The following is an 18,861-nucleotide window of genomic DNA, read 5'->3' on the forward strand; positions in this document are numbered from 1 at the left end:
GTGAGGGGAGCTGTGCACGATCACAGAAAATGAGGGTTTTCTGGGTCGTGACGCATGGCGCCGACTCCCCTCACCCCGTTTCCCCGGCGCTCCCCCGGCTGTCGAAGTCACCGCAGAGCCGGTATCCCCGTGACCGTCCGCGAAAGGACCCCCTGAGATGCGCAGACGCAGTGTTCTCACCGCTGCCGGAGCCGCCGCGCTGGCCGTTCCCGTGCTGGGGGCCGCGCCGGTCTTCGCGGCACCGGCCGCCGCGGCACCGGCCGCCGGACGGCGGGGCTGCCTGGAGATCCGGGGTGTGGACATCTCCTCGCTGCCGAAGAACGAGGACCACGGGGCCGTGTACCGGACCGCGGAGGGCCGCCGCGAGGACCCGATCCGCCTGATCGCGCGGGCCGGTGTCACCCACGCCCGCCTCAAGGTGTGGGTGGACCCGGCCGACGGCTACAACGACAAGGCGCACATCCTGGCGCTGGCACGGCGGTTGAAGCGGGCCGGCGTCGGCATCTGGGTCGACTTCCACTACTCCGACAGCTGGGCCGACCCCGCCCACCAGACCAAGCCGGCCGCGTGGGCGGGCCTGGACGTGCCGGGGCTGGCCAGGGCGGTGCACGACCACACGGCCGATGTGCTGGGTGCGTTGCGGAGGCAGGGCACGCCCGCCCAACTCGTGCAGATCGGCAACGAGTTGAACGGCGGGCTGATCTGGCCGGAGGGCAACTGGGAGCACTTCGACGCCATGACCGCCTTCCTCAAGGCCGGTCTGAGCGCGGCCCGCGACACCACCCCGCGCGTCCGCACGATCCTGCACCTGGCGAACGGGGGCGACAACGGGCTGTACCGCTGGTGGTTCGACAACGTGGTGTCGTACGGCGTCGACTTCGACGTCATCGGGCTCTCGTACTACCCGTTCTGGCACGGCCCGCTCGCGGACGCGGCCGCCAACATGGCTGACATCACTGCGCGTTACGGCAAGCCGTGCGTGATCGCGGAGACGGCGTACCCGTTCACGCTGGAGAGCGAGGACGACGTCAACGACATCATGAACAGCCCCTCGCAGCTGACCGAGGGCTACCCGGCCACGCCCGCGGGACAGGCCGCGTGGCTGCGCACGGTGGCCGACCTCGCCGCGGGCGTCCCGAACGGTCAGGGCCTCGGCTACTGCTACTGGGAGGGCCTGTGGACCTACCGCGCAGGCAGCGGCTGGGACCCGACGAACCCAGCCTCGGGCAACGCGTGGGAGAACCTGGCCCTGTTCGACTTCGAGGACCGCGAGCTGCCGGGGCTGGGGACGTTGGGGCGGTACCGGGGGTAGAGGACGGGGGCCGGGCGGGGCTGTGGACGCTGGGACGTCATGGGGCGGGCCCCGGCCGGGCGGGGGCGTTCTGACCGAATCAGGTGGAAGGGGAGAGCGGATCAAGGGCAACGCAAGACCCCCTCTTTGTGATGCCGGTGCCAGACTGCGCGCCAGAACATCTGATCCATTGGGGGAACCGTGGGCTCGTCACGCTTCGTCGCCCTGGCCGCGAGCACGCTGGTCGTCGTGAGCGCCCTGGCCGGGGCGCCGGCCGCCACGGCGGACACCGGGCAGCCCGGGACGCTGTACGTGCAGGGCGTCGACTGGTGCAGCGACACCGGCCCGGGCACGCAGGACGTGCCGTTCTGCTCGGTGCAGGCCGCCGCCGACGTGGTGATGCCGGGTCAGACCGTCGACATCGTCGGCGCTCCGTTCCACGGCGGGAAGGTGACGCTCACCCGGTCCGGCACTCCCTCCGCGCCGATCACCTTCCAGGGCGTCTCCACCGACCCCGTCAACACCTCGGCCAACCTGGTCCTGCCGCCGAACCTGGACGGAACGATCACCCTGTCGGGCGTGCACGACGTGCACCTGTCCTACCTTCTCCTGGACCACACCTCGACCGACGCCGTCGACGTCAAGGGCTCGCAGAACGTGCTGCTCGACCGTCTGTACATCGCCGATCAGGCCTCCCCGGGCGCGGCCGCGTTGACCGACGGGGTCTCCGTCGACGGCGCCTCCTCAGGCGTCACCGTCTCCCGCAACCAGATCTTCGACAGCTCCGGGAACGCCGTCCAGGTCGCGTCCGGCGCGCACGACGTCACCGTGACGACCAATGAGCTCGTGACCAGCCGGTATGCCGAGGTCGCGGTCAGCGGCACCGCGACCGCGGAGGTGACGGGCAACACGCTCGACGACGCGTGCGGCCCGGGCCTCACCATCGACGGCGGCTCCTCCGCGACCGTGGAGAACAACGTCTTCACGGGCTTCGGGCAGAGCGTCGTCTGTCCCGCCCCGACGGCCCCCGCGTTCTCCGTCGCCGCCGACTCGGCGGCCTCCGTGACCGCCGACTACAACGCCCTCGCGGTCGACAGCGGCCGGACCGAGTACTCCTGGGGCGGCACCGCGTACCCCACGGTCGCCGCCTTCACCGCGGCCACCGGCCAGGGCGCCCACGACCTCGACCACGTCGGCTACGCCTATCCGGACGCCACGGACGAGAACTCGCCGGTGATCGACTCGGCCGACGCCGACGCGCCGGGCGAACTCGCCACCGACGTGCACGGCGCGCCCCGGGTCGACGACCCCCTCGTCACGGACACCGGCACCGGCACCCGTACGACGTACGACCGCGGCGCCTTCGAGCGACAGGACACGTTCCCCCTGCCCAGCGGCCCGACGTCGGCCAGCGGCATCGGCCCGCTCACCGTGTCGGTGACACCGGGCAGCGCGCGGCCCGGCTCCTGGGGTCTGCCGCAGACGTACACGGTGGACTTCGGCGACGGCAGCCCCGCCGTCACGGACGCCTCGGGGACCGTCACGCACACGTACACCACCCCCGGCGTCCACGCCGAGAAGGTCACTGTCACCGACGCCAACGGGTCCAGCGCGAGCCGGACGGCGAAGGTCACCGTCGGTACGGCGACGCCCCCGGCCACGTCCGCGGCCGTGCACGCGGACCTCGGCCAGGGCACCGTGGACGCGGGAAGCGCCGTCCTCACGTTCGACCACTCGGACAACTGGGAGCTCGCCTCCCGCACGGTCTCCTGGGGCGACTCCGGCACCTACAGCGTGCCCGTCACCGCGGGGGCCGCGGGGCACGACTACGACGACGTCCCGCTCCGCACCTACACGGTGACGCTGACGCAGACCGACATCTTCGGGCGCACCGCCACGGCCACCACCACCTTCCGGCCGGCCGACTCCTACACGCCGCTGACGCCACCGGAATACGACTACCAGGGCACCGTCAAGGCGCACGGCCTCCTCACCCTCGACAGCAGCACCCTGCACACCGACACGAACGGCGTCGACGCCGCGGCGTTGAGGGTCACGGCCACCGGCGGCAGCGCGGGCGGCTATCTGACCCTCTATCCGTACGGCACGACACGGCCGTCCGTCTCCGCTGTGAACTTCGCCGCGCACCAGACCACCGAGAACGGCATGACGGTCAGGACGGACTCCTCCGGGGACGTGTACCTCTACAACGGCAGTGCGGCCTCCGTCAGCGTGAAGGTCGTCACCGCCGGGATCTTCAGCCACGCCCAGTTCGGGCACTCCTACACACCCGTCGCCCCCGTCCGGGTGCTCGACACCCGCAACGGCACGGGCGGCGTCACCGGTCCGGTGGCGTCCGGGAAGTCGATCACCGTCGCCGTCGCCGGGACCCACGGCATCCCGGCGGACGCGGCGGCCGTCGTCCTCGACGTCCAGACGACGAGCGCCCAGGCCTCCGGGTCGCTCGGCGTGACCTCGCACGGCATGGCGGACTCGGCCGTCACCACGTCGTACTGGGCCAAGGGGCAGACGGTGTCGAACCTGACCGTGGTGCCGCTCGTCGACGGCAAGGTCGTGCTGCACAACAGCAGCAGCGGCTCCGTGCAGATGGTCACCGACGTCTTCGGCTACGCCGACACCACCGGCACCGGCTCGGTCTACCTGTCGTCCACGCCCACCCGGATCCTCGACACCCGCAACGGCACCGGCACCGGCGGACGGGTCGCCAAGCTCGGGGCGCACCAGACGCTGAGGCTCAAGGTCAGCGGCGTCCACGGCATCCCGTCGTCCGGCACCACGGCCGCCGACCTGGTGCTGACCGCCGTCAGCCCCGCCGCAGGCGGCTACCTGACCGCCTGGGCCGACGGCACCCCCCGGCCGGGCACGGCGAGCCTGGACTACGGCACCGGACGCACGACACCGAACGAGATCCTGCCCCCGGTCGGGTCGGACGGATACGTCGACCTCTACAACGGCGGCTCCACCGCGGTGAACGTCCTCGCCGACCAGTACGGCGCGTACGTGGCCCAGTGATGCCGTGAGCAGCGGGCAGGACCTACCCGTGATGCGCCGCCAGATGCCCCGCCAACCGCGGTGAGGCGAACTCCGTGCCGCAGACGAAGCGCATCACCGGGCCGTAGGAGGCCGCTGCCGGGAGGCCGGTGAAGTACAGGCCCGGTACGGAGGAGACGTAGCCGGCGCCGAGCCGGGGCGTACCGCGGCTGACCGCCAGTTCGGTGCGCAGTTCGTGGCCGAGGAAGTCCATCGCGGCGATGTCGACGCGGTAGCCGGTGGCCGCGATGACGTGGTCGGCCGCGAGGCGGTTCTTGCGGCCGGTGCGGTCGAGGACCTCCAGCACCGGTCGGCCCTCGGTCCCGTCCGCGGTGACGATCCGGTCCACCTCGGTGACCTGGACCTTGCCCTCGAAGCGGTCGCGCAGCCACCACGCGCCGAGCGGGCCGAGGACCCGGCGCACCAGGTAGTGGCGGGTGCTCTCGGGGAGCAGGCGGTAGGGGTGCGGGTAGTAGGTCAGGGCCCACAGCGACCAGGCGCGGCCGAACGGCGACTCGGGGCGCAGCTTCGGCTGCCGCCACGGGGGTGCCCCGAAGGCCACCCGGCCGTGTCCGCGGGCGACCACCCTGACCTGCGCGCCGGCCTCCGCGGCGAGGGCGGCGGTCTCCAGGGCGGACTGGCCGGCGCCGACGACGATCAGCTCCCTGCCCGCGTACCGGGTGAGGTCGTGGTGCTGGGAGCTGTGCGAGACGGGGGCGGTGGGGGCGGGGCCGTCGGGGACAGCGGCGGCCAGTTCCGGGGGCAGGTGGGACAGGCCCGACAGGCCGGTGGCGACGACGACGGCCCGTGCGGTGAAGGACTCCCCGGAGTCGAGCTTGAGCTGGAAGCCGCCCTGTTCGCTGCGGTCCACGGAGACCACCCGCACCTGCTCCAGTTCGGGTACCAGCTGCTGCTGGAACCACTGGCCGTAGGCGACGAAGGTCTCCACGGGGATGATGTCCTCGTCCGTGACCAGGCGCGGGATCCCCGCCGCGTCGCAGTAGTCGGCGAGGGTGTGTCCGGGCTGGGGCGCGTCCAGGCTGGAGGCGGCCGGGGTGGACTTGAGGAGCATGCCCGCGGGCATGTGGTCGCGCCAGCTGACCATGGGGTCGCCGAAGACGCGCACGGGTATGCCGCGTGCCCGCAGATGGGCCGCGGTGGACAGGCCGAAGGGCCCGGCGCCGATGACTGCTACCGGATGGATCACGAAGTCCCTCCCCAGGACGTTCACTTCGTCACTTCGTGGTGGTACGGCTGGTCAACTGGTCAGGCCGCCGCGGCGGTTGGTGCGCCACAGCTGGTAGAGGTGCTTGGCGCCCGGCCGTACGAAGCGGCCGAGCATGGTGAGGAACGGCAGCGGGTCGTCACCCGCGAGCCAAGCCAGTTCGGTCCCGCTGGGCCGCTTCGGCGCGTGCGGGGTCGTATAGCCGCTGCGGCGGTAGGCGAGCAGGGCGGGCAGGTCGATGTTCTCCACGACATAGCGGTGCCCGGCCCGCTGTTCGCCCTCCGGGACGGCCCGCCCGGTCAGGTCCAGGTGCATGGCGCGTACGACGTCCACTCCCGACTCGCTCTCGAAGAGCCGGAACTGGGCGCCCATGCGGGGGTTGAAGTCGAGGAGTTTGTACTGGCCGTCGCGCCGGTCGAAGCGCAGGTCGAGGTCGATGATGCCGGTGTAGCCGAGCTGTTTGACGAAACGCGCGGCGAGGTCCGCGAGTTCGGGGTTGTCGACGACATAGGCGTTGGCCGTCATGCCCGCGTGCGGCGGCCAGGAGCGCACCTTGACGCCGGTGAACAGGGCCAGCGGGGCGGAGTTGGCGTCGAAGTAGGCGTGCACGATCCAGTCCTCGGCGTCCTCCCGGGGCAGGTACTCCTGGAGGATCACCCCGGGCCGCTCGCCCCAGTCACGGGCGAGGGCGAGCAGCCCTTCACGGGTGGCGATGCGGGTGGTGCCGCCCACCGCGGGCCGCCTGCGCCGTACGAACGCCTCGCGGTTCTTGGCCACCACGGGGAAGCGGGCCTTCTCGGCGAAGGCCACGATGTCGTCGTACGACTGCGGGAAGGCGGTCTCGGGACTGGCGATGCCGTGCTCCACGCACAGTTCGTGCAGGCCCTGTTTGCTGGCAAGCCGGCGCGGCAGGCCGGGTTCCACGCCGGGGAAGAGGAAGCGGCCGCCGAGGTCCCGGCGGTGCTCGGCGATCAGGACCGCGGCCTCCTCGTCGGTCGGCACGAGGACGGCGGGGCGGCCGATGCGGCGGCCGATCCGGATCAGTCCCTCGACCAGCCGCCCCGGGTCCTCGGTGCCGGTCGTCGGCCAGACGAAGGCGCGGGTGAGGTACCGGGAGGCGGCCGCGGGTGTCCAGCGGTCCTCGGTGACGGCGTACATGGGCACGCCGAGGCGGCCCAGACTGCGGATGGCGCCCACCCCGCCGTGGTGCAGCGGGTAGTCGCCGAACTTGACGATCAAGGCCGGTACGTCGGTGTCGGCCTCGAAGGGCACACTGCTCGAACTCCTGGCCACGGTCCCCCCACGCGTCCCCCCGACGGACGCGATCCCACCCATCCCGTCCGTGTCTCGCAAAGGACGCTAAGCCGGAATGGTCCACTCCGACCGTGCCTTAACGGGACATTGCCAACTCTTTGGCCACATCGCCAACCCTTCAGACACTCCCGCCAACAGTGGCTCGGCCGTAACGTGTGGCGCGACCACCGGCACCGCCTGTTCGAGAGTGAGGCAGCACCCCATGCCCCCCTTCGATGTTCCCGAGGGTGACCCCTTCGGCCCCCACAACCTCCCCTACGGCGTCTTCTCCACCCCGTCCTCGCCACGGACCGTCGGCGTACGGCTCGGCGACCACGTCCTGGACGCGGGCGCGGCGGCCGGCGCGCTGGGCTCCCCGTACGCCGACCTGCTGGCCCGGCCCACCCTGGGCCCGCTGCTCGCGGCCGGCCGCACCGCCTGGTCGGACGTGCGGCGGGCGCTGACGGCGTGGGTGACGGTGCCGGCCCACCAGGAGGTGGTCGCGGACTTCCTGCGCCCGCTGTCCTCGGTCGAACTGCATCTGCCGTTCGAGGTGGCGGACTACGTCGACTTCTACGCCTCCGAGAACCACGCCCGGAACGTCGGGCAGATCTTCCGCCCCGACGGGGAGGCCCTGACCCCCAACTGGAAGCATCTGCCGATCGGTTACCACGGCCGCTCGGGCACGGTGGTGGTGTCGGGCACGGATGTCGTACGGCCCTCGGGCCAGCGGAAGGCTCCCGCCGACGCCGCTCCCGTCTTCGGGCCGTCGGTGAAGCTCGACATCGAGGCGGAGGTCGGCTTCGTGGTCGGCGTCCCGTCCGCACTGGGCCGGCCGGTGGGGCTCGGTGACTTCCGTGAGCACGTCTTCGGGCTGTGCCTGCTCAACGACTGGTCGGCGCGGGACGTCCAGGCCTGGGAGTACGTCCCCCTCGGCCCGTTCCTCGGCAAGTCCTTCGCCACCTCGGTGTCCGCGTGGATCACCCCGCTGGACGCGCTGGAGGAGGCGCGGGTGGCGCCGCCGGAGCGCACGCACGCCCTGCTGCCCTATCTGGACGACACGGTCCCCGAGGTCGAGCCGGGCGGCTACGACCTGCGGATGTCCGTCGCGATCAACGGCCACGAGGTGTCCCGGCCGCCGTTCGCCTCCATGTACTGGACCGCCGCCCAGCAGCTGGCGCACATGACGGTGAACGGGGCGTCGCTGCGCACCGGCGACCTGTACGGCTCCGGGACGGTGAGCGGGCCCGCGGTGGACGAGCGGGGTTCCCTGCTGGAGCTGACCTGGAACGGCCGGGACGTGCTGGAACTCCCGGACGGCAAGCGGACGTTCCTGGAGGACGGGGACGTGGTGACGCTGTCGGCATGGGCACCCGGCCCGGGCGGGGCCCGGGTGGGCCTGGGTGACGTGGTGGGACGGGTGGTGCCGGGCGACCGGTGAGGTGAGGGGGGTGCGGGGGCGGGAGGGTGCCGGGGTGCCGGAAAGGTGCGTCCGGGGCCGTTGGGACTGTTCGAGTCCTGCCGCGGGCGGCCTCCTCACGGCATACTGGCCGCGGGGGTCCGCGTGGGACGCGTCGCGACCGCCCCCGCAGCACCTCGTCACCCAGCCCCACCCTCCCCTGTCTCCGATCAGGATCCGGAGCCCGTGGCATGACACTCTGCCTGCTCCTGCTGAGCGCCGTCGCCCTGGCGGCCGCCGTGCCGGTCCCGCGCGCACTCACCCGGGCCGCCTGGCCCGAACGGGAACCGGTGGTCGGCCTGTGGGTGTGGCAGTGCCTGGTCGCCACCGTGCTGCTGTGCTGCCTCGCCGCGCTGGTCCTCGGGGCGGCGGCCGTCTTCCACACGGTCCGCGACCATGTGTTCGCCCCCGCACCGCCCGCCGTGACCGCGGCGTACGACCTCTCGGCCGCGCCGGTCTGGGCGGTCGTCTCGACCCTGCTGCTGGCGGCGGGAGCGGCCTGGACCACGGCGATGCTGGCCCGCGAGCTGGTCGAGACCCGGCGCCGCCGGGGCGCCGCGCGGGCGCAACTGCGGGAGCGCGCACCGGATCTGCCCGCGGGGCTCGGGACGCTGGAGCGCGGGCCGCTGCTGGTCCTGGAGGACGAGTACCCGGACGCGTGGTGGATGCCGGGGAGCCCGCCGCAGCTGATCGTCACCACGGGGGCGCTGCACCGGCTCACCGACCATCAGCTGGACGCCGTCCTCACCCATGAGCGGGGGCACGCGCGGGCCCGTCACGACTGGCTGCTGCATCTGTCGACGGCACTGGCCACGGGGTTCCCGCGGGTGCCGCTGTTCGCCCACTTCTGCGACCAGACGCACCGGTTGGTGGAGCTGGCGGCGGACGACACCGCGTCGCGGCGGTGCGGGCATCTGACGACGGCGCTCGCGCTGATCACGCTGAACCAGCACCGGGGGGTGCTGTCGTGTGCGTCCAGTCACCGGTTGCTGGGTGAGCGGGTGGACCGGTTGCTGGAGCCGCCGCCGAGGTTGTTGCGGCGGCAGCGGGCGCTTACGTCTGCGACGGCTGCGCTGGTGCCGTTGTTGCCGTTGCTGATCGTTTTTGGGCCTGGGTTGTCTGCGCTGGCGTAAGGGTTGTTTGTCGGCTGCGGGCCGGTGGGGGCTTGTCGCGCCCGCGCGGCGGAGCCGCAAATCGATACAGCCCCGCGCCCCTGGGTGGGTGACGTCCCCCTTCGTCTTCACCATCAGGTGGCACATCTCGCCGCACAGCGGTCGTCATCGCAGGTCAGGCGCGTATCCGTTGGCCCGTCAGGTGGCGCAACAATGCGGCAACACTCCTTTTCCTACCTGCTCGGTATGGTTCCAGCCATGCCATCCACCGACCGTGTCCGGGACCACGCCGGCCAGGGTGCGACCACCGTCGCCGCCCGGGCCCGGCGCCGGCTGCGTGCGGATCAGGCGCGGCAGCTCGCCGATCTGCTGCGTCACCAGATCCTCACCGGGGGATTCGACAGCGGCACCCTCCCCCACGAGAGCGTCCTCGCCACCGACTACCGCGCCTCCCGCAACACGGTCCGCCAAGCCCTGGACCTGCTCCGCGCGGAAGGACTCGTCGCCCGCCACCCCGGTGTCGGCACCGTCGTCGTCGGCCAGAAGTACCCCCACGGCCTGGACCGTCTGATGGGCCTCGCGGAAACCCTCCACGAGCACGGCACGGTCACCAACGAGGTCCGCACCATGGGCCCCGCCCCCGCCCCGCACCCGGTGGCCCAGCGCCTCCAAGTCCCGCCCGGCACCGACGTCCTCTGCATCGAGCGGCTGCGCCGGCTGAACGGCCTGCCCCTCTCCCTCGACCTCACCTACATCCCCCTCGACATCGGCACCGCCCTGCTCGGCGCCGACCTCGAGAACACCGATGTCTTCCGCCTCCTGGAGACGATCACCGGCCAGGGCCTCGGCCACGCCGAGATCACCCTGGAGGCCGTCAACGCCGACGCCCACTCCGCCGCCGTACTGGAGGCCCCGCGCGGCGCGGCCGTCCTGATGCTGGAGCGCCTCACCCACCTCGCCGACGGCCGCCCCGTCGACCTGGAGTTCATCCGCTTCCGCGGCGACCGCATCACCATGAGCGGCCAACTGCGCCGCTCCCTCTGACCTCTTTCCGAGCCGTTTCCTGGAGACAGCCATGCCCTTGGCGCCCCAGCGGGCCGACGTGCCCGTGACCATCGACGAGTCGAAGTGCATCGACGGCTGCACGCTCTGCGTGGACATGTGCCCGCTGGACTCCCTCGCCATCGACACCAGCAGCGGCAAGGCCTACATGCACGTCGACGAGTGCTGGTACTGCGGCCCGTGCGCGGCCCGCTGTCCCACCGGAGCCGTCACGGTCAACATGCCCTATCTGCTCCGGTGAGAGGTCCCGAACTCCCATGAAGATCAAACCAGTCGTCGCCGGCCTCCTGCTGCTCGCGCCCCTGACCGCCTGCGGCAGCGCCCAGGCCGGAGACAGCTCCACGGTCACCGTCACCGTCGGCTACCAGTCCAAGACCATCAACACCGTCACCGCCGGCACCCTGCTGCGCTCCCTCGGCTACTTCGAGAAGGAGCTCGACGCGCTGCACGACGGCAAGACCTACAAGGTCGACTGGCAGGACTACGCCACCGGCGCCCCCATCACCGCCCAGATGACCGCGGGGAAGATCGACATCGGCTCGATGGGCGACTTCCCGCTGCTCATCAACGCGGCCCGCGGCAAGCAGCTCGGCAAGCCGACCCACCTGGTCTCCGTCACCGGCTACAACCTCCGCGGCGGCCTCAACACCATCGTCACCGCCCCGGACTCGAAGCTCGCCTCCCTCGCCGACCTCAGGGGCAGGAAGGTCTCCACCAGCGTCGGCTCCGCCGCCGACGGCACCCTCGTACGCGCCCTCCAGCGGGCCGGCATCGACCCCGACAAGGGCGTCGAGAAGCTCAACCAGCAGCCCGCGGTGGGTGCTTCGGCCCTGTCGGCGGGCAGCACCGACGCGCTCTCCCAGTTCGTCGCCTGGCCCGGACTCCTCACCTACCAGGGCAAGGCGAAGGCGCTGTACGACGGTGCCGAGCTGAACCTGCCCACCTTCCACGGCGTCACCGCCCGCGAGGACTTCGCCGAGCAGCGCCCCGCGGTCCTGGAGGCGTTCCTCAAGGCCCAGGCCGAGGCCACCGACTACCTCAACCGGCACCCGGTCGCCGCCGCCGAGTCGGTCGCCGAGGCCACCGGCCTGCCCCCCGAGGTCGTCTACCTCTACAACGGCGCCCACGGCATCTCCACCTTCGACCCGGCCGTCAAACCCCAGCTGGTCTCCGCCCTCAAGCAGGACGTCTCGGTGCTGAAGGCCGCCAAGCTCACCGGCGACATCGACGTGGACTCCTTCGTCGACGACAGGTACGTCAGGAAGGCCCTCGGGTCCGGGTACGCGAAGCGCCTCGCCGCCGCTCCGCCCGCCTCCGCGAGCGAGGTCTGGCCCAAGGGCTCCTCCGAGACCCGGACCTTCAAGACACCGGCCGAGCTGCTGACGTACGTCTCCGCACACAAGGACGGCATCCGCGCCGCCTACGTCCCCGACGCCACCACCGGCACCCTCTGGTTCGCCGACAAGGCGGTCTGGGTGGCCGACGGCGACCGGCTGCTGCCCTTCGTCGCCCCGGAGACCGCGCGGGCCTACGTCTCCTCGCACGGCGGTGCCCGGGTCGTCACGTACGCCGACGCACTGGAGCGGGCGTCGTGAGCCGGCCCCTGCCGAAAGCCGGCCGGTACGCGCTCAGGGCGGCCTCGCTGGCGGTCGCCCTCGGCGTGTGGCAGCTGCTGACCAGCCTGGACGTCGACCTGTGGCTGCGTTTCTCGCAGTTCCCCACGGTCACCGATGTGGCGAGCGCCTTCGCCGACCGGCTGTCCGGCCCGGACTACTGGACCGACCTCACCGACAGCCTGACCCGCATCCTCACCGGGTTCCTCCTCGCCGCGGTGCTCGGCGTGGCCACCGGCGTGCTCGTGGCCCGCTCCCGCCTCGCCGAGGACCTGCTCGGCCCGGTCCTGGAGGTGATCCGGCCGGTCCCCGCGATCGCCCTCGTCCCGGTCGCGATCCTCCTGTTCCCCTCCAACGAGCAGGGCATCGTCTTCATCACCTGCACCGCCGCCTTCTTCCCCGTCCTGGTCTCCACCCGGCACGCGGTCCGCGCGCTGACCCCGGTGTGGGAGGAGGCGGTGCTGACCATGGGCGGCGGCCGGTGGCGGATCCTCGCCTCGGTCGTCCTGCCGGGTGCCCTGCCCGGCATCTTCGGCGGCCTGTCCGTCGGCATCGGCGTCTCCTGGATCTGTGTGATCTCCGCCGAGATGATCTCCGGCCAGTACGGCGTCGGCTACCGCACCTGGCAGGACTACACCGTCGTCAACTACGCGGGCGTCTTCGTCGGCATGGTCACCATCGGCGTCCTCGGCTGGCTCACCTCCACCGCGGTGGAGCTGCTGGGGCGCCGCCTGACACGGTGGCTGCCGAGGACGTCGTCCGCCGGCGGGCGCACCCCCCGGCGGACACGCGACACCCGGGCCGCCATGCCGGTCAGCCCCAGGGCCAAGGAGGGCATCCCCCATGACCAGCTCGTCTGACCTGCGTGCCCGCTCCCGCACCGGTGCGGCACTGGCCCTGCGCGGCACCACCCTGGGACGACCCGACGCACCCGTGCTCGACGCCGTGGAACTCGATGTGGCCCCCGGCGAGATCCTCACCGTCGTCGGGCCCTCCGGCTGCGGCAAGTCGACCCTGCTGCGCACCCTGGCCGGCCTCCTGGCTCCCCTCTCAGGCCAGGTCACCCAGGACTCGCGCCCCTTGACCCGCCCCTCGGCCGACCGCGCGCTGGTCTTCCAGGATGACGCCCTGCTGCCCTGGCGCACCCTGCGCGCCAACGTCGAACTCCCTCTGGCCATCAAGGGCCTGTCGCGCACTGAGCGCCGCGCACAAGCCGAGTCCTGGCTGGCCCGGGTCGGACTCACCGACCAGGCCCGGCAGTTGCCCCACCGCGTCTCCGGCGGGCAACGCCAGCGCGCCCAGCTGGCCCGCGCCCTCGCCGGAGCGCCCCGGGCCGTCCTCATGGACGAACCCTTCGGCGCCCTCGACGCCCAGACCCGCGCCGGCATGCAGGACCTGCTGGTCGAGGTCCTCCAGGGCACCGGCGCCACCGTCGTCTTCGTCACCCACGACGTCGACGAGGCCCTCTTCCTCGGCGACCGCGTCGCCCTCCTCGGCGGCGGCCGCCTCACCGCCGTACGCGACGTCCCGCGCCCCCGTGACCGGTCGGCGCACGACGATCCCGCGCGCCTGGCACTGCGGCGCGACGTCCTGTCCTCTCTCGGAACCTCGCTCGGTACCTGAAAGGCCCCCCGGTGACCACCGCCTCCTTGAACATCCCGCTGGAGATCCCCGCCCTGACCGACGCCGAGGAGATCCGCTGCGACGTCCTCGTCATCGGCGGCGGCACCGCCGGCACCATGGCTGCCCTGACCGCCGCCGAGCACGGCGCGGACGTCCTGCTCCTCGAGAAGGCCCACGTCCGGCACTCCGGCGCCCTCGCCATGGGCATGGACGGCGTCAACAACGCGGTCATCCCCGGCCGCGCCGAACCCGACGACTACGTCGCCGAGATCACCCGCGCCAACGACGGCATCGTCGACCAGTCCACCGTCCGCCAGACCGCCACCCGCGGCTTCGGCATGGTGCAGCGCCTCGAGTCGTACGGCGTGAAGTTCGAGAAGGACGAACACGGCGACTACGCGGTCCGCCAGGTCCACCGCTCCGGCTCCTACGTCCTGCCGATGCCCGAGGGAAAGGACGTCAAGAAGGTCCTGTACCGGCAGCTGCGGCGACGCGAGATGCGGGAGCGGATCCGCATCGAGAACCGGGTGATGCCGGTACGGGTGCTCACCGCGGAAGGGCGGGCCGTGGGTGCGGTCGGCTTCAACACGCGCACGGGCGCCTTCGTCACGGTCCGCGCGGGCGCGGTCATCCTCGCCACCGGCGCCTGCGGACGCCTGGGCCTGCCCGCCTCCGGCTACCTGTACGGCACGTACGAGAACCCGACCAACGCCGGCGACGGCTACGCCATGGCCTACCACGCGGGCGCCGAGCTCACCGGCATCGAGTGCTTCCAGATCAACCCGCTGATCAAGGACTACAACGGCCCCGCCTGCGCCTACGTCGCCAACCCCTTCGGCGGCTACCAGGTCAACCGGCACGGCGAACGCTTCGTCGACTCCGACTACTGGTCCGGCCAGATGATGGCCGAGTTCGCGGCGGAGGTCGCCTCCGACCGGGGCCCGGTGTACCTGAAGCTGAGCCACCTGCCCGAGGAGTCGATCGCGTCCCTGGAGTCGATCCTGCACTCCACCGAGCGGCCCACCCGCGGCACCTTCCACGAAGGCCGCGGCCACGACTACCGCACCCACGACATCGAGATGCACATCTCCGAGATCGGCCTCTGCGGCGGCCACTCGGCCTCCGGCGTACGGGTCGACGACCACGCCCGTACGACCGTCCCCCGCCTCTACGCCGCCGGCGACCTCGCCTGCGTCCCCCACAACTACATGATCGGCGCGTTCGTCTTCGGCGACCTCGCGGGCGCCGACGCCTCCCAGTACACCCCGTACGAAGGGGAGTTGCCGACCGACCAGCTCCGCGCGGCGCACGAACTGATCTACCGCCCGCTGCGCAACCCGGACGGCCCGCCCCAGCCCCAGGTCGAGTACAAGCTGCGCCGTTTCGTGAACGACTACGTGGCCCCGCCGAAGTCCGGCGCCCGTCTGTCCCTGGCACTTGAGCACTTCGAGCGGATGCGGGACGACATCGCCGCGATGGGCGCGCACACCCCGCACGAGCTGATGCGCTGCGCCGAGGTCACCTTCATCCGCGACTGCGCGGAGATGGCCGCGCGTGCCTCGCTGGCCCGCACGGAGTCCCGCTGGGGCCTCTACCACGACCGCCTCGACCACCCCCGACGCGACGACGACTCCTGGTTCCACCATCTCGACCTGCACAAGTCCCCCTCCGGCGCGATGGAGTTCACGGCCCGTCCGGTGGCCCCCTACCTGGTCCCGATCGACGAGTTCACCCCGGTCGGCGGCCCCTCCCGGCACATCGGCGAGGTGCACCCGGAGCAGGTGGCCACGGCAGGGGGCCGGGATCGGGCGCCGGTGGCGGTGGCTGTGGAGGCCGGGGTGGCGGGGGCTGTAGAAGCTGCGGTGGAGGTGGCGGCGGAAGTGGTGAACTCCCCCGCCCGCCTCCTCGAACTCGTCGCCCTCGCCGAGGAACAGCCCGAACTCGCCGCGCTGCGGCCCTACTTGACCGACCCGGCGCCCGCCGTCCGGCGCGAGGCCGTCGCCGTGTTGACCGAGACGCTGCCGCCGGGCACCGGCCCCGCCCTCGCCGAGGCACTGCGCGACCCCGCGCCCGAGGTCCGCGCCGCCGCGGCCGCGTCCCTGCGTGAGCTCGTCGAGACGCTGCCGCCCGAACCCGCCCTGCGCGACGGCCTCGCCGCCGCCCTGGCCGAACCGGACCCCGTGGTCCGCACCGCCTCCCTGGATGTGCTGCGCGCCCTGCGCCTCGGTGACACGGAACTCTTCGCCGGGGCCCTGACCGACGCGGACATCCCCGTCCGCATCGAGGCCGTCCGCGCCCTGGTCTCGGTGGACGCGGCGACGGAACTGGCTCGCGCCGCCACCGCCGACCCGTCCCGCGAGGTCCGGGTGACGTTCGCCAAGGCGCTGGCGACGGTGTGGGCCCAACGCCCGCTGGACGCCGTCCTGGACGCCCTGACCCGGCTCACCGAGGACGCCGACGTCCTGGTCCAGGGGGCCGCCTACGGAGCGCTGGGCACCACAGGCTGCCCTCCGCTGCTCGCCGCCCGTGCCGTCACCGCCCTGTCGGACGCCGCCTGGCAGGTCCGCTCGGGTGCCGCGACGGCCCTTTCCGCCGCCGGCCCGGAGGTGGCCGTCCCCGCCCTCGCCAAGGCCCTGGCCGACCCCAACGCGGATGTCCGCAAGGCCGCCGTCCTGGCGCTGACCCGCCACTCGGCCGCCGAGGACGCCCGGGCGGCCCTGGCCACGGTGACGGCGGACCCGGACGCGGACGTCAGGGCGTACGCCGCACGCGCCTTGTGACGGTGGCGAGGCCGGTTGTGACGGCATTGAGGCCGGCGCCGATCACTTCGCCTGGGAGAGCGCGACCGCGTCGGCGCCGGCGGGGAATCGCAGCTGGCCGGTCGTGTCGTGCACGGCTCGCCACACCGTCTCGGCGACGTCGCTCTCCTTGGTGAACTGGTCCTGGCCCATGAAGTCGCCCATGGTCTTCTTCGCCCATGGTGCGTAGGGCGCCGGGACCAACTCGGCCGGCGAGCCGCCCTTCGCCGCGTTGGCCGCGAAGTTCGTCGTCAGGCAGGCGCCCGGCTCGACGGTCTTCGCCCGCACCCCGAACGGCGCGAGTTCGAGCGCGAGGGATGCGGTGAACCCCTCGACGGCCATCTTGCTCGCCTTGTAGACGGCCGTGAGCGGCATGTGTCCCAGCACCACGCTCGAGGTCACGTTGACCACCACGCCGGAGCCACGCTCGCGGAACTGGGGCAGCACCGCCTGCGTCATCGCCATCACGCCGAACGTGTTGGTCTCGAAGACCTCCCGCACCCGGGCCATGGGGGTGCCCTCGAACACGCCCATCGAGGGCACGCCCGCGTTGTTGACCAGGGCGTCGACGGGGCCCGCGGCCTCGAACGCGGCCTTGATGCTCTCGGGCCTGGTCACGTCGAGCTCGAGGACACGGAGCCGGTCCGACTCGGGAAGGACGCCCGGACGCGGCGTCCGCATCGTGGCGACGACGTTCCACCCCCGCGCGTGGAAGTGGAGGGCGGTCTCCCGCCCGTACCCGGACGAGGTGCCGGTGATCAGAACGGTCTTCATGGTGTGCCCCTTTGGCGAGGTGGTGGGATCCTCCGGGCGGGCAGGCATCTTCCTGCCTCCCGGGAGAACCGGTCGAGAACCGGTAATCCCATTGGATCGCTCTGAACTGCGGAGATGATAGAACTATCCTCGCTACTCCTTGCACGATCCTCCAGAAGCACATCCGGCTCAGGGCAGGAGCGCGGCAGGCGCTCGCACGGCCTGACGCAGGCGGGCGGCGTCCTGGCTCGGGGGTGCGCCGAACTGGCGGCGGTACTCCCGGCTGAACTGCGATGGGTTGTCGTAGCCGACGCGCTGGCCCACTCCGGTGACGTCTCCGGGGTGGGTGGCGAGCAGCAGCCTGGCCTCCTGGAGTCGGATCTGCTTCTGGAACTGGATGGGGCTCATCGCGGTCACCGCCTGGAAGTTGCGGTAGAAGGCGGAGACGCCCATGCCGGACTGCCGCGCCACGTCCTCGACCCGGAAGGGCTGCGCGTAGTGCTCGCGGATCCAGCGCACGGCCCGCGAGATGTGGCTGAGGCTGCTGTCGGCCAGGCCGAGCTGGCGAACCGTCGCACCCTGCTCACCGGTGATCAGACGCCACAGGATCTCGCGCTTGACCAGCGGGGCGAGTACGGCCCGGTCGCGGGGCTCGTCGAGCAGGCGCAACAGGCGGACCACCGCGTCCAGCAGCGCGGCCGGAGCGTCACTGACGGCGATCCCCGACGGAGCGCTTCCGCTGCCCCGGGGGGCGGTACCGGGCCCGGCCTCGAGCAACAGCTCGGCGACGGCGGACGGTTCCAGGACGAGACCGAATCCCAGCGCCGGCTGCTCGGGGTCGGCCTGGGTGAACTGCCCCGTGACCGGCAGATCGACGGATGCGACCAGGTACTGCCCGGGCCCGTACTCGAACACCCTCTCGCCCAGGGCGAGGCGTTTGGCGCCTTGCGCGATGACCGCCAGCAGCGTGCCGGACATCGAAGGCGCCGGCGGATCCGGGCGGTCGACCTTCGAGATGAGGACACCGTCGACGGCGGTGGTCCAGTCGGGCCGCGCATGGCGGGCCAGCAGGGTGCGGAGTTCCTCGAGGTACATGCGTCCATTGCAGCACCATTCCGCACTGCGATCCCCAAAATAGCGAGGATCGTGCAAGTACTCCGGAGCATCTGTCTAACGTTTCCCCAGCTCAACGGACTTGAATGGAATCACCACACTCCACCACCGAAGAGCAAGAGGAGAAATCCATGACTGCTGGCTACGGCTTCGCCGCCACCCTGACCGCCAGGCCCGGTAGGGGCGACGAGCTCGTCGACCTGCTGCTGACCGGACTCGACGAGGGCAGCCCCGGCGCGAGCGAGTACTGCCTGCTCTACCTCGTCTCCCGTTCCGCGTCCGACCCGGATGTCGTCCACGTCGCCGAAGGCTGGACCAGCGAGGAGGACCACCACCGCGTCTTCGCCGGCGAGACCGCCCAGGCCATCGTGGCGCAGATCGGCCCGCTGCTCGCCAAGGACTCCGAGTACACCGACCACGTCCCGGTCCGCGGCAGATCCGCCCTCTGACGCCCGACCGTCCCGCCAC

Annotated in this window: 15 protein-coding genes; 11 read left to right on the plus strand and 4 right to left on the minus strand. The window is 72.0% G+C overall.

Annotated elements, in window-relative coordinates:
* Positions 1-157: 157 nt before the first annotated feature.
* A complete protein-coding gene (locus tag H295_RS0113730) occupies positions 158-1,312 on the plus strand; it encodes a glycoside hydrolase family 53 protein (RefSeq protein ID WP_020135913.1) in 1,155 nt (384 codons plus the stop codon).
* 180 nt (positions 1,313-1,492) lie between these two features.
* Positions 1,493-4,324, plus strand: coding sequence for a right-handed parallel beta-helix repeat-containing protein (locus tag H295_RS0113735; RefSeq protein ID WP_020135914.1), 2,832 nt, complete (start codon positions 1,493-1,495; stop codon positions 4,322-4,324).
* 22 nt (positions 4,325-4,346) lie between these two features.
* Here H295_RS0113735 and H295_RS0113740 read toward each other — a convergent pair whose 3' ends face one another.
* A complete protein-coding gene (locus tag H295_RS0113740; protein ID WP_028809333.1) occupies positions 4,347-5,549 on the minus strand; it encodes an FAD-dependent oxidoreductase in 1,203 nt (400 codons plus the stop codon).
* A 51-nt stretch (positions 5,550-5,600) separates the two neighbouring features.
* A complete protein-coding gene (locus H295_RS0113745) occupies positions 5,601-6,839 on the minus strand; it encodes an ATP-grasp domain-containing protein (RefSeq protein ID WP_020135916.1) in 1,239 nt (412 codons plus the stop codon).
* A gap of 244 nt (positions 6,840-7,083) precedes the next feature.
* Between H295_RS0113745 and fahA the strand changes: the two genes are divergently transcribed.
* From fahA to H295_RS0113785, 8 genes are all read left to right on the plus strand, one after another.
* Positions 7,084-8,301 carry a fumarylacetoacetase gene (fahA, locus tag H295_RS0113750; protein ID WP_020135917.1) on the plus strand — a complete coding sequence of 406 codons (1,218 nt, stop codon included), beginning with the start codon at positions 7,084-7,086 and terminating at the stop codon, positions 8,299-8,301.
* A gap of 209 nt (positions 8,302-8,510) precedes the next feature.
* Positions 8,511-9,452, plus strand: a complete 942-nt coding sequence (locus tag H295_RS0113755; RefSeq protein ID WP_020135918.1) for a M56 family metallopeptidase — start codon at positions 8,511-8,513, stop codon at positions 9,450-9,452.
* 237 nt (positions 9,453-9,689) lie between these two features.
* A complete protein-coding gene (locus tag H295_RS0113760) occupies positions 9,690-10,475 on the plus strand; it encodes a GntR family transcriptional regulator (RefSeq protein WP_020135919.1) in 786 nt (261 codons plus the stop codon).
* A 31-nt stretch (positions 10,476-10,506) separates the two neighbouring features.
* Positions 10,507-10,734 carry a 4Fe-4S dicluster domain-containing protein gene (locus tag H295_RS0113765; RefSeq protein ID WP_018568287.1) on the plus strand — a complete coding sequence of 76 codons (228 nt, stop codon included), beginning with the start codon at positions 10,507-10,509 and terminating at the stop codon, positions 10,732-10,734.
* Between the two features lie 16 nt (positions 10,735-10,750).
* Positions 10,751-12,088 carry an ABC transporter substrate-binding protein gene (locus H295_RS0113770; protein WP_020135920.1) on the plus strand — a complete coding sequence of 446 codons (1,338 nt, stop codon included), beginning with the start codon at positions 10,751-10,753 and terminating at the stop codon, positions 12,086-12,088.
* Entirely contained in the window at positions 12,085-12,966 is an 882-nt protein-coding gene (locus tag H295_RS0113775) for an ABC transporter permease (protein WP_020135921.1), read from the plus strand. The genes H295_RS0113770 and H295_RS0113775 overlap by 4 nt, the downstream gene beginning before the upstream one ends.
* A complete protein-coding gene (locus H295_RS0113780; protein WP_020135922.1) occupies positions 12,950-13,729 on the plus strand; it encodes an ABC transporter ATP-binding protein in 780 nt (259 codons plus the stop codon). The genes H295_RS0113775 and H295_RS0113780 overlap by 17 nt, the downstream gene beginning before the upstream one ends.
* Positions 13,730-13,740: 11 nt before the next feature.
* Positions 13,741-16,509, plus strand: a complete 2,769-nt coding sequence (locus H295_RS0113785) for a fumarate reductase/succinate dehydrogenase flavoprotein subunit (RefSeq protein WP_020135923.1) — start codon at positions 13,741-13,743, stop codon at positions 16,507-16,509.
* Positions 16,510-16,551: 42 nt separating this feature from the next.
* On the opposite strand, the gene H295_RS0113790 is transcribed toward H295_RS0113785, so the two are convergent.
* Together H295_RS0113790 and H295_RS0113795 are read right to left on the minus strand one after the other, a co-directional pair.
* Positions 16,552-17,301 (minus strand): SDR family oxidoreductase, encoded by a 750-nt coding sequence (locus tag H295_RS0113790; RefSeq protein WP_020135924.1) that lies wholly within the window; start codon positions 17,299-17,301, stop codon positions 16,552-16,554.
* A gap of 168 nt (positions 17,302-17,469) precedes the next feature.
* Positions 17,470-18,375: an AraC family transcriptional regulator gene (locus H295_RS0113795; RefSeq protein WP_020135925.1), complete on the minus strand. Its 906-nt coding sequence runs from the start codon at positions 18,373-18,375 to the stop codon at positions 17,470-17,472.
* Positions 18,376-18,524: 149 nt separating this feature from the next.
* Between H295_RS0113795 and H295_RS0113800 the strand changes: the two genes are divergently transcribed.
* A complete protein-coding gene (locus H295_RS0113800) occupies positions 18,525-18,842 on the plus strand; it encodes a putative quinol monooxygenase (RefSeq protein ID WP_020135926.1) in 318 nt (105 codons plus the stop codon).
* The last annotated feature ends 19 nt before the right edge of the window (positions 18,843-18,861 follow it).

Source organism: Streptomyces sp. 351MFTsu5.1, from assembly GCF_000383655.1.
Lineage (GTDB): Bacteria > Actinomycetota > Actinomycetes > Streptomycetales > Streptomycetaceae > Streptomyces > Streptomyces griseorubiginosus.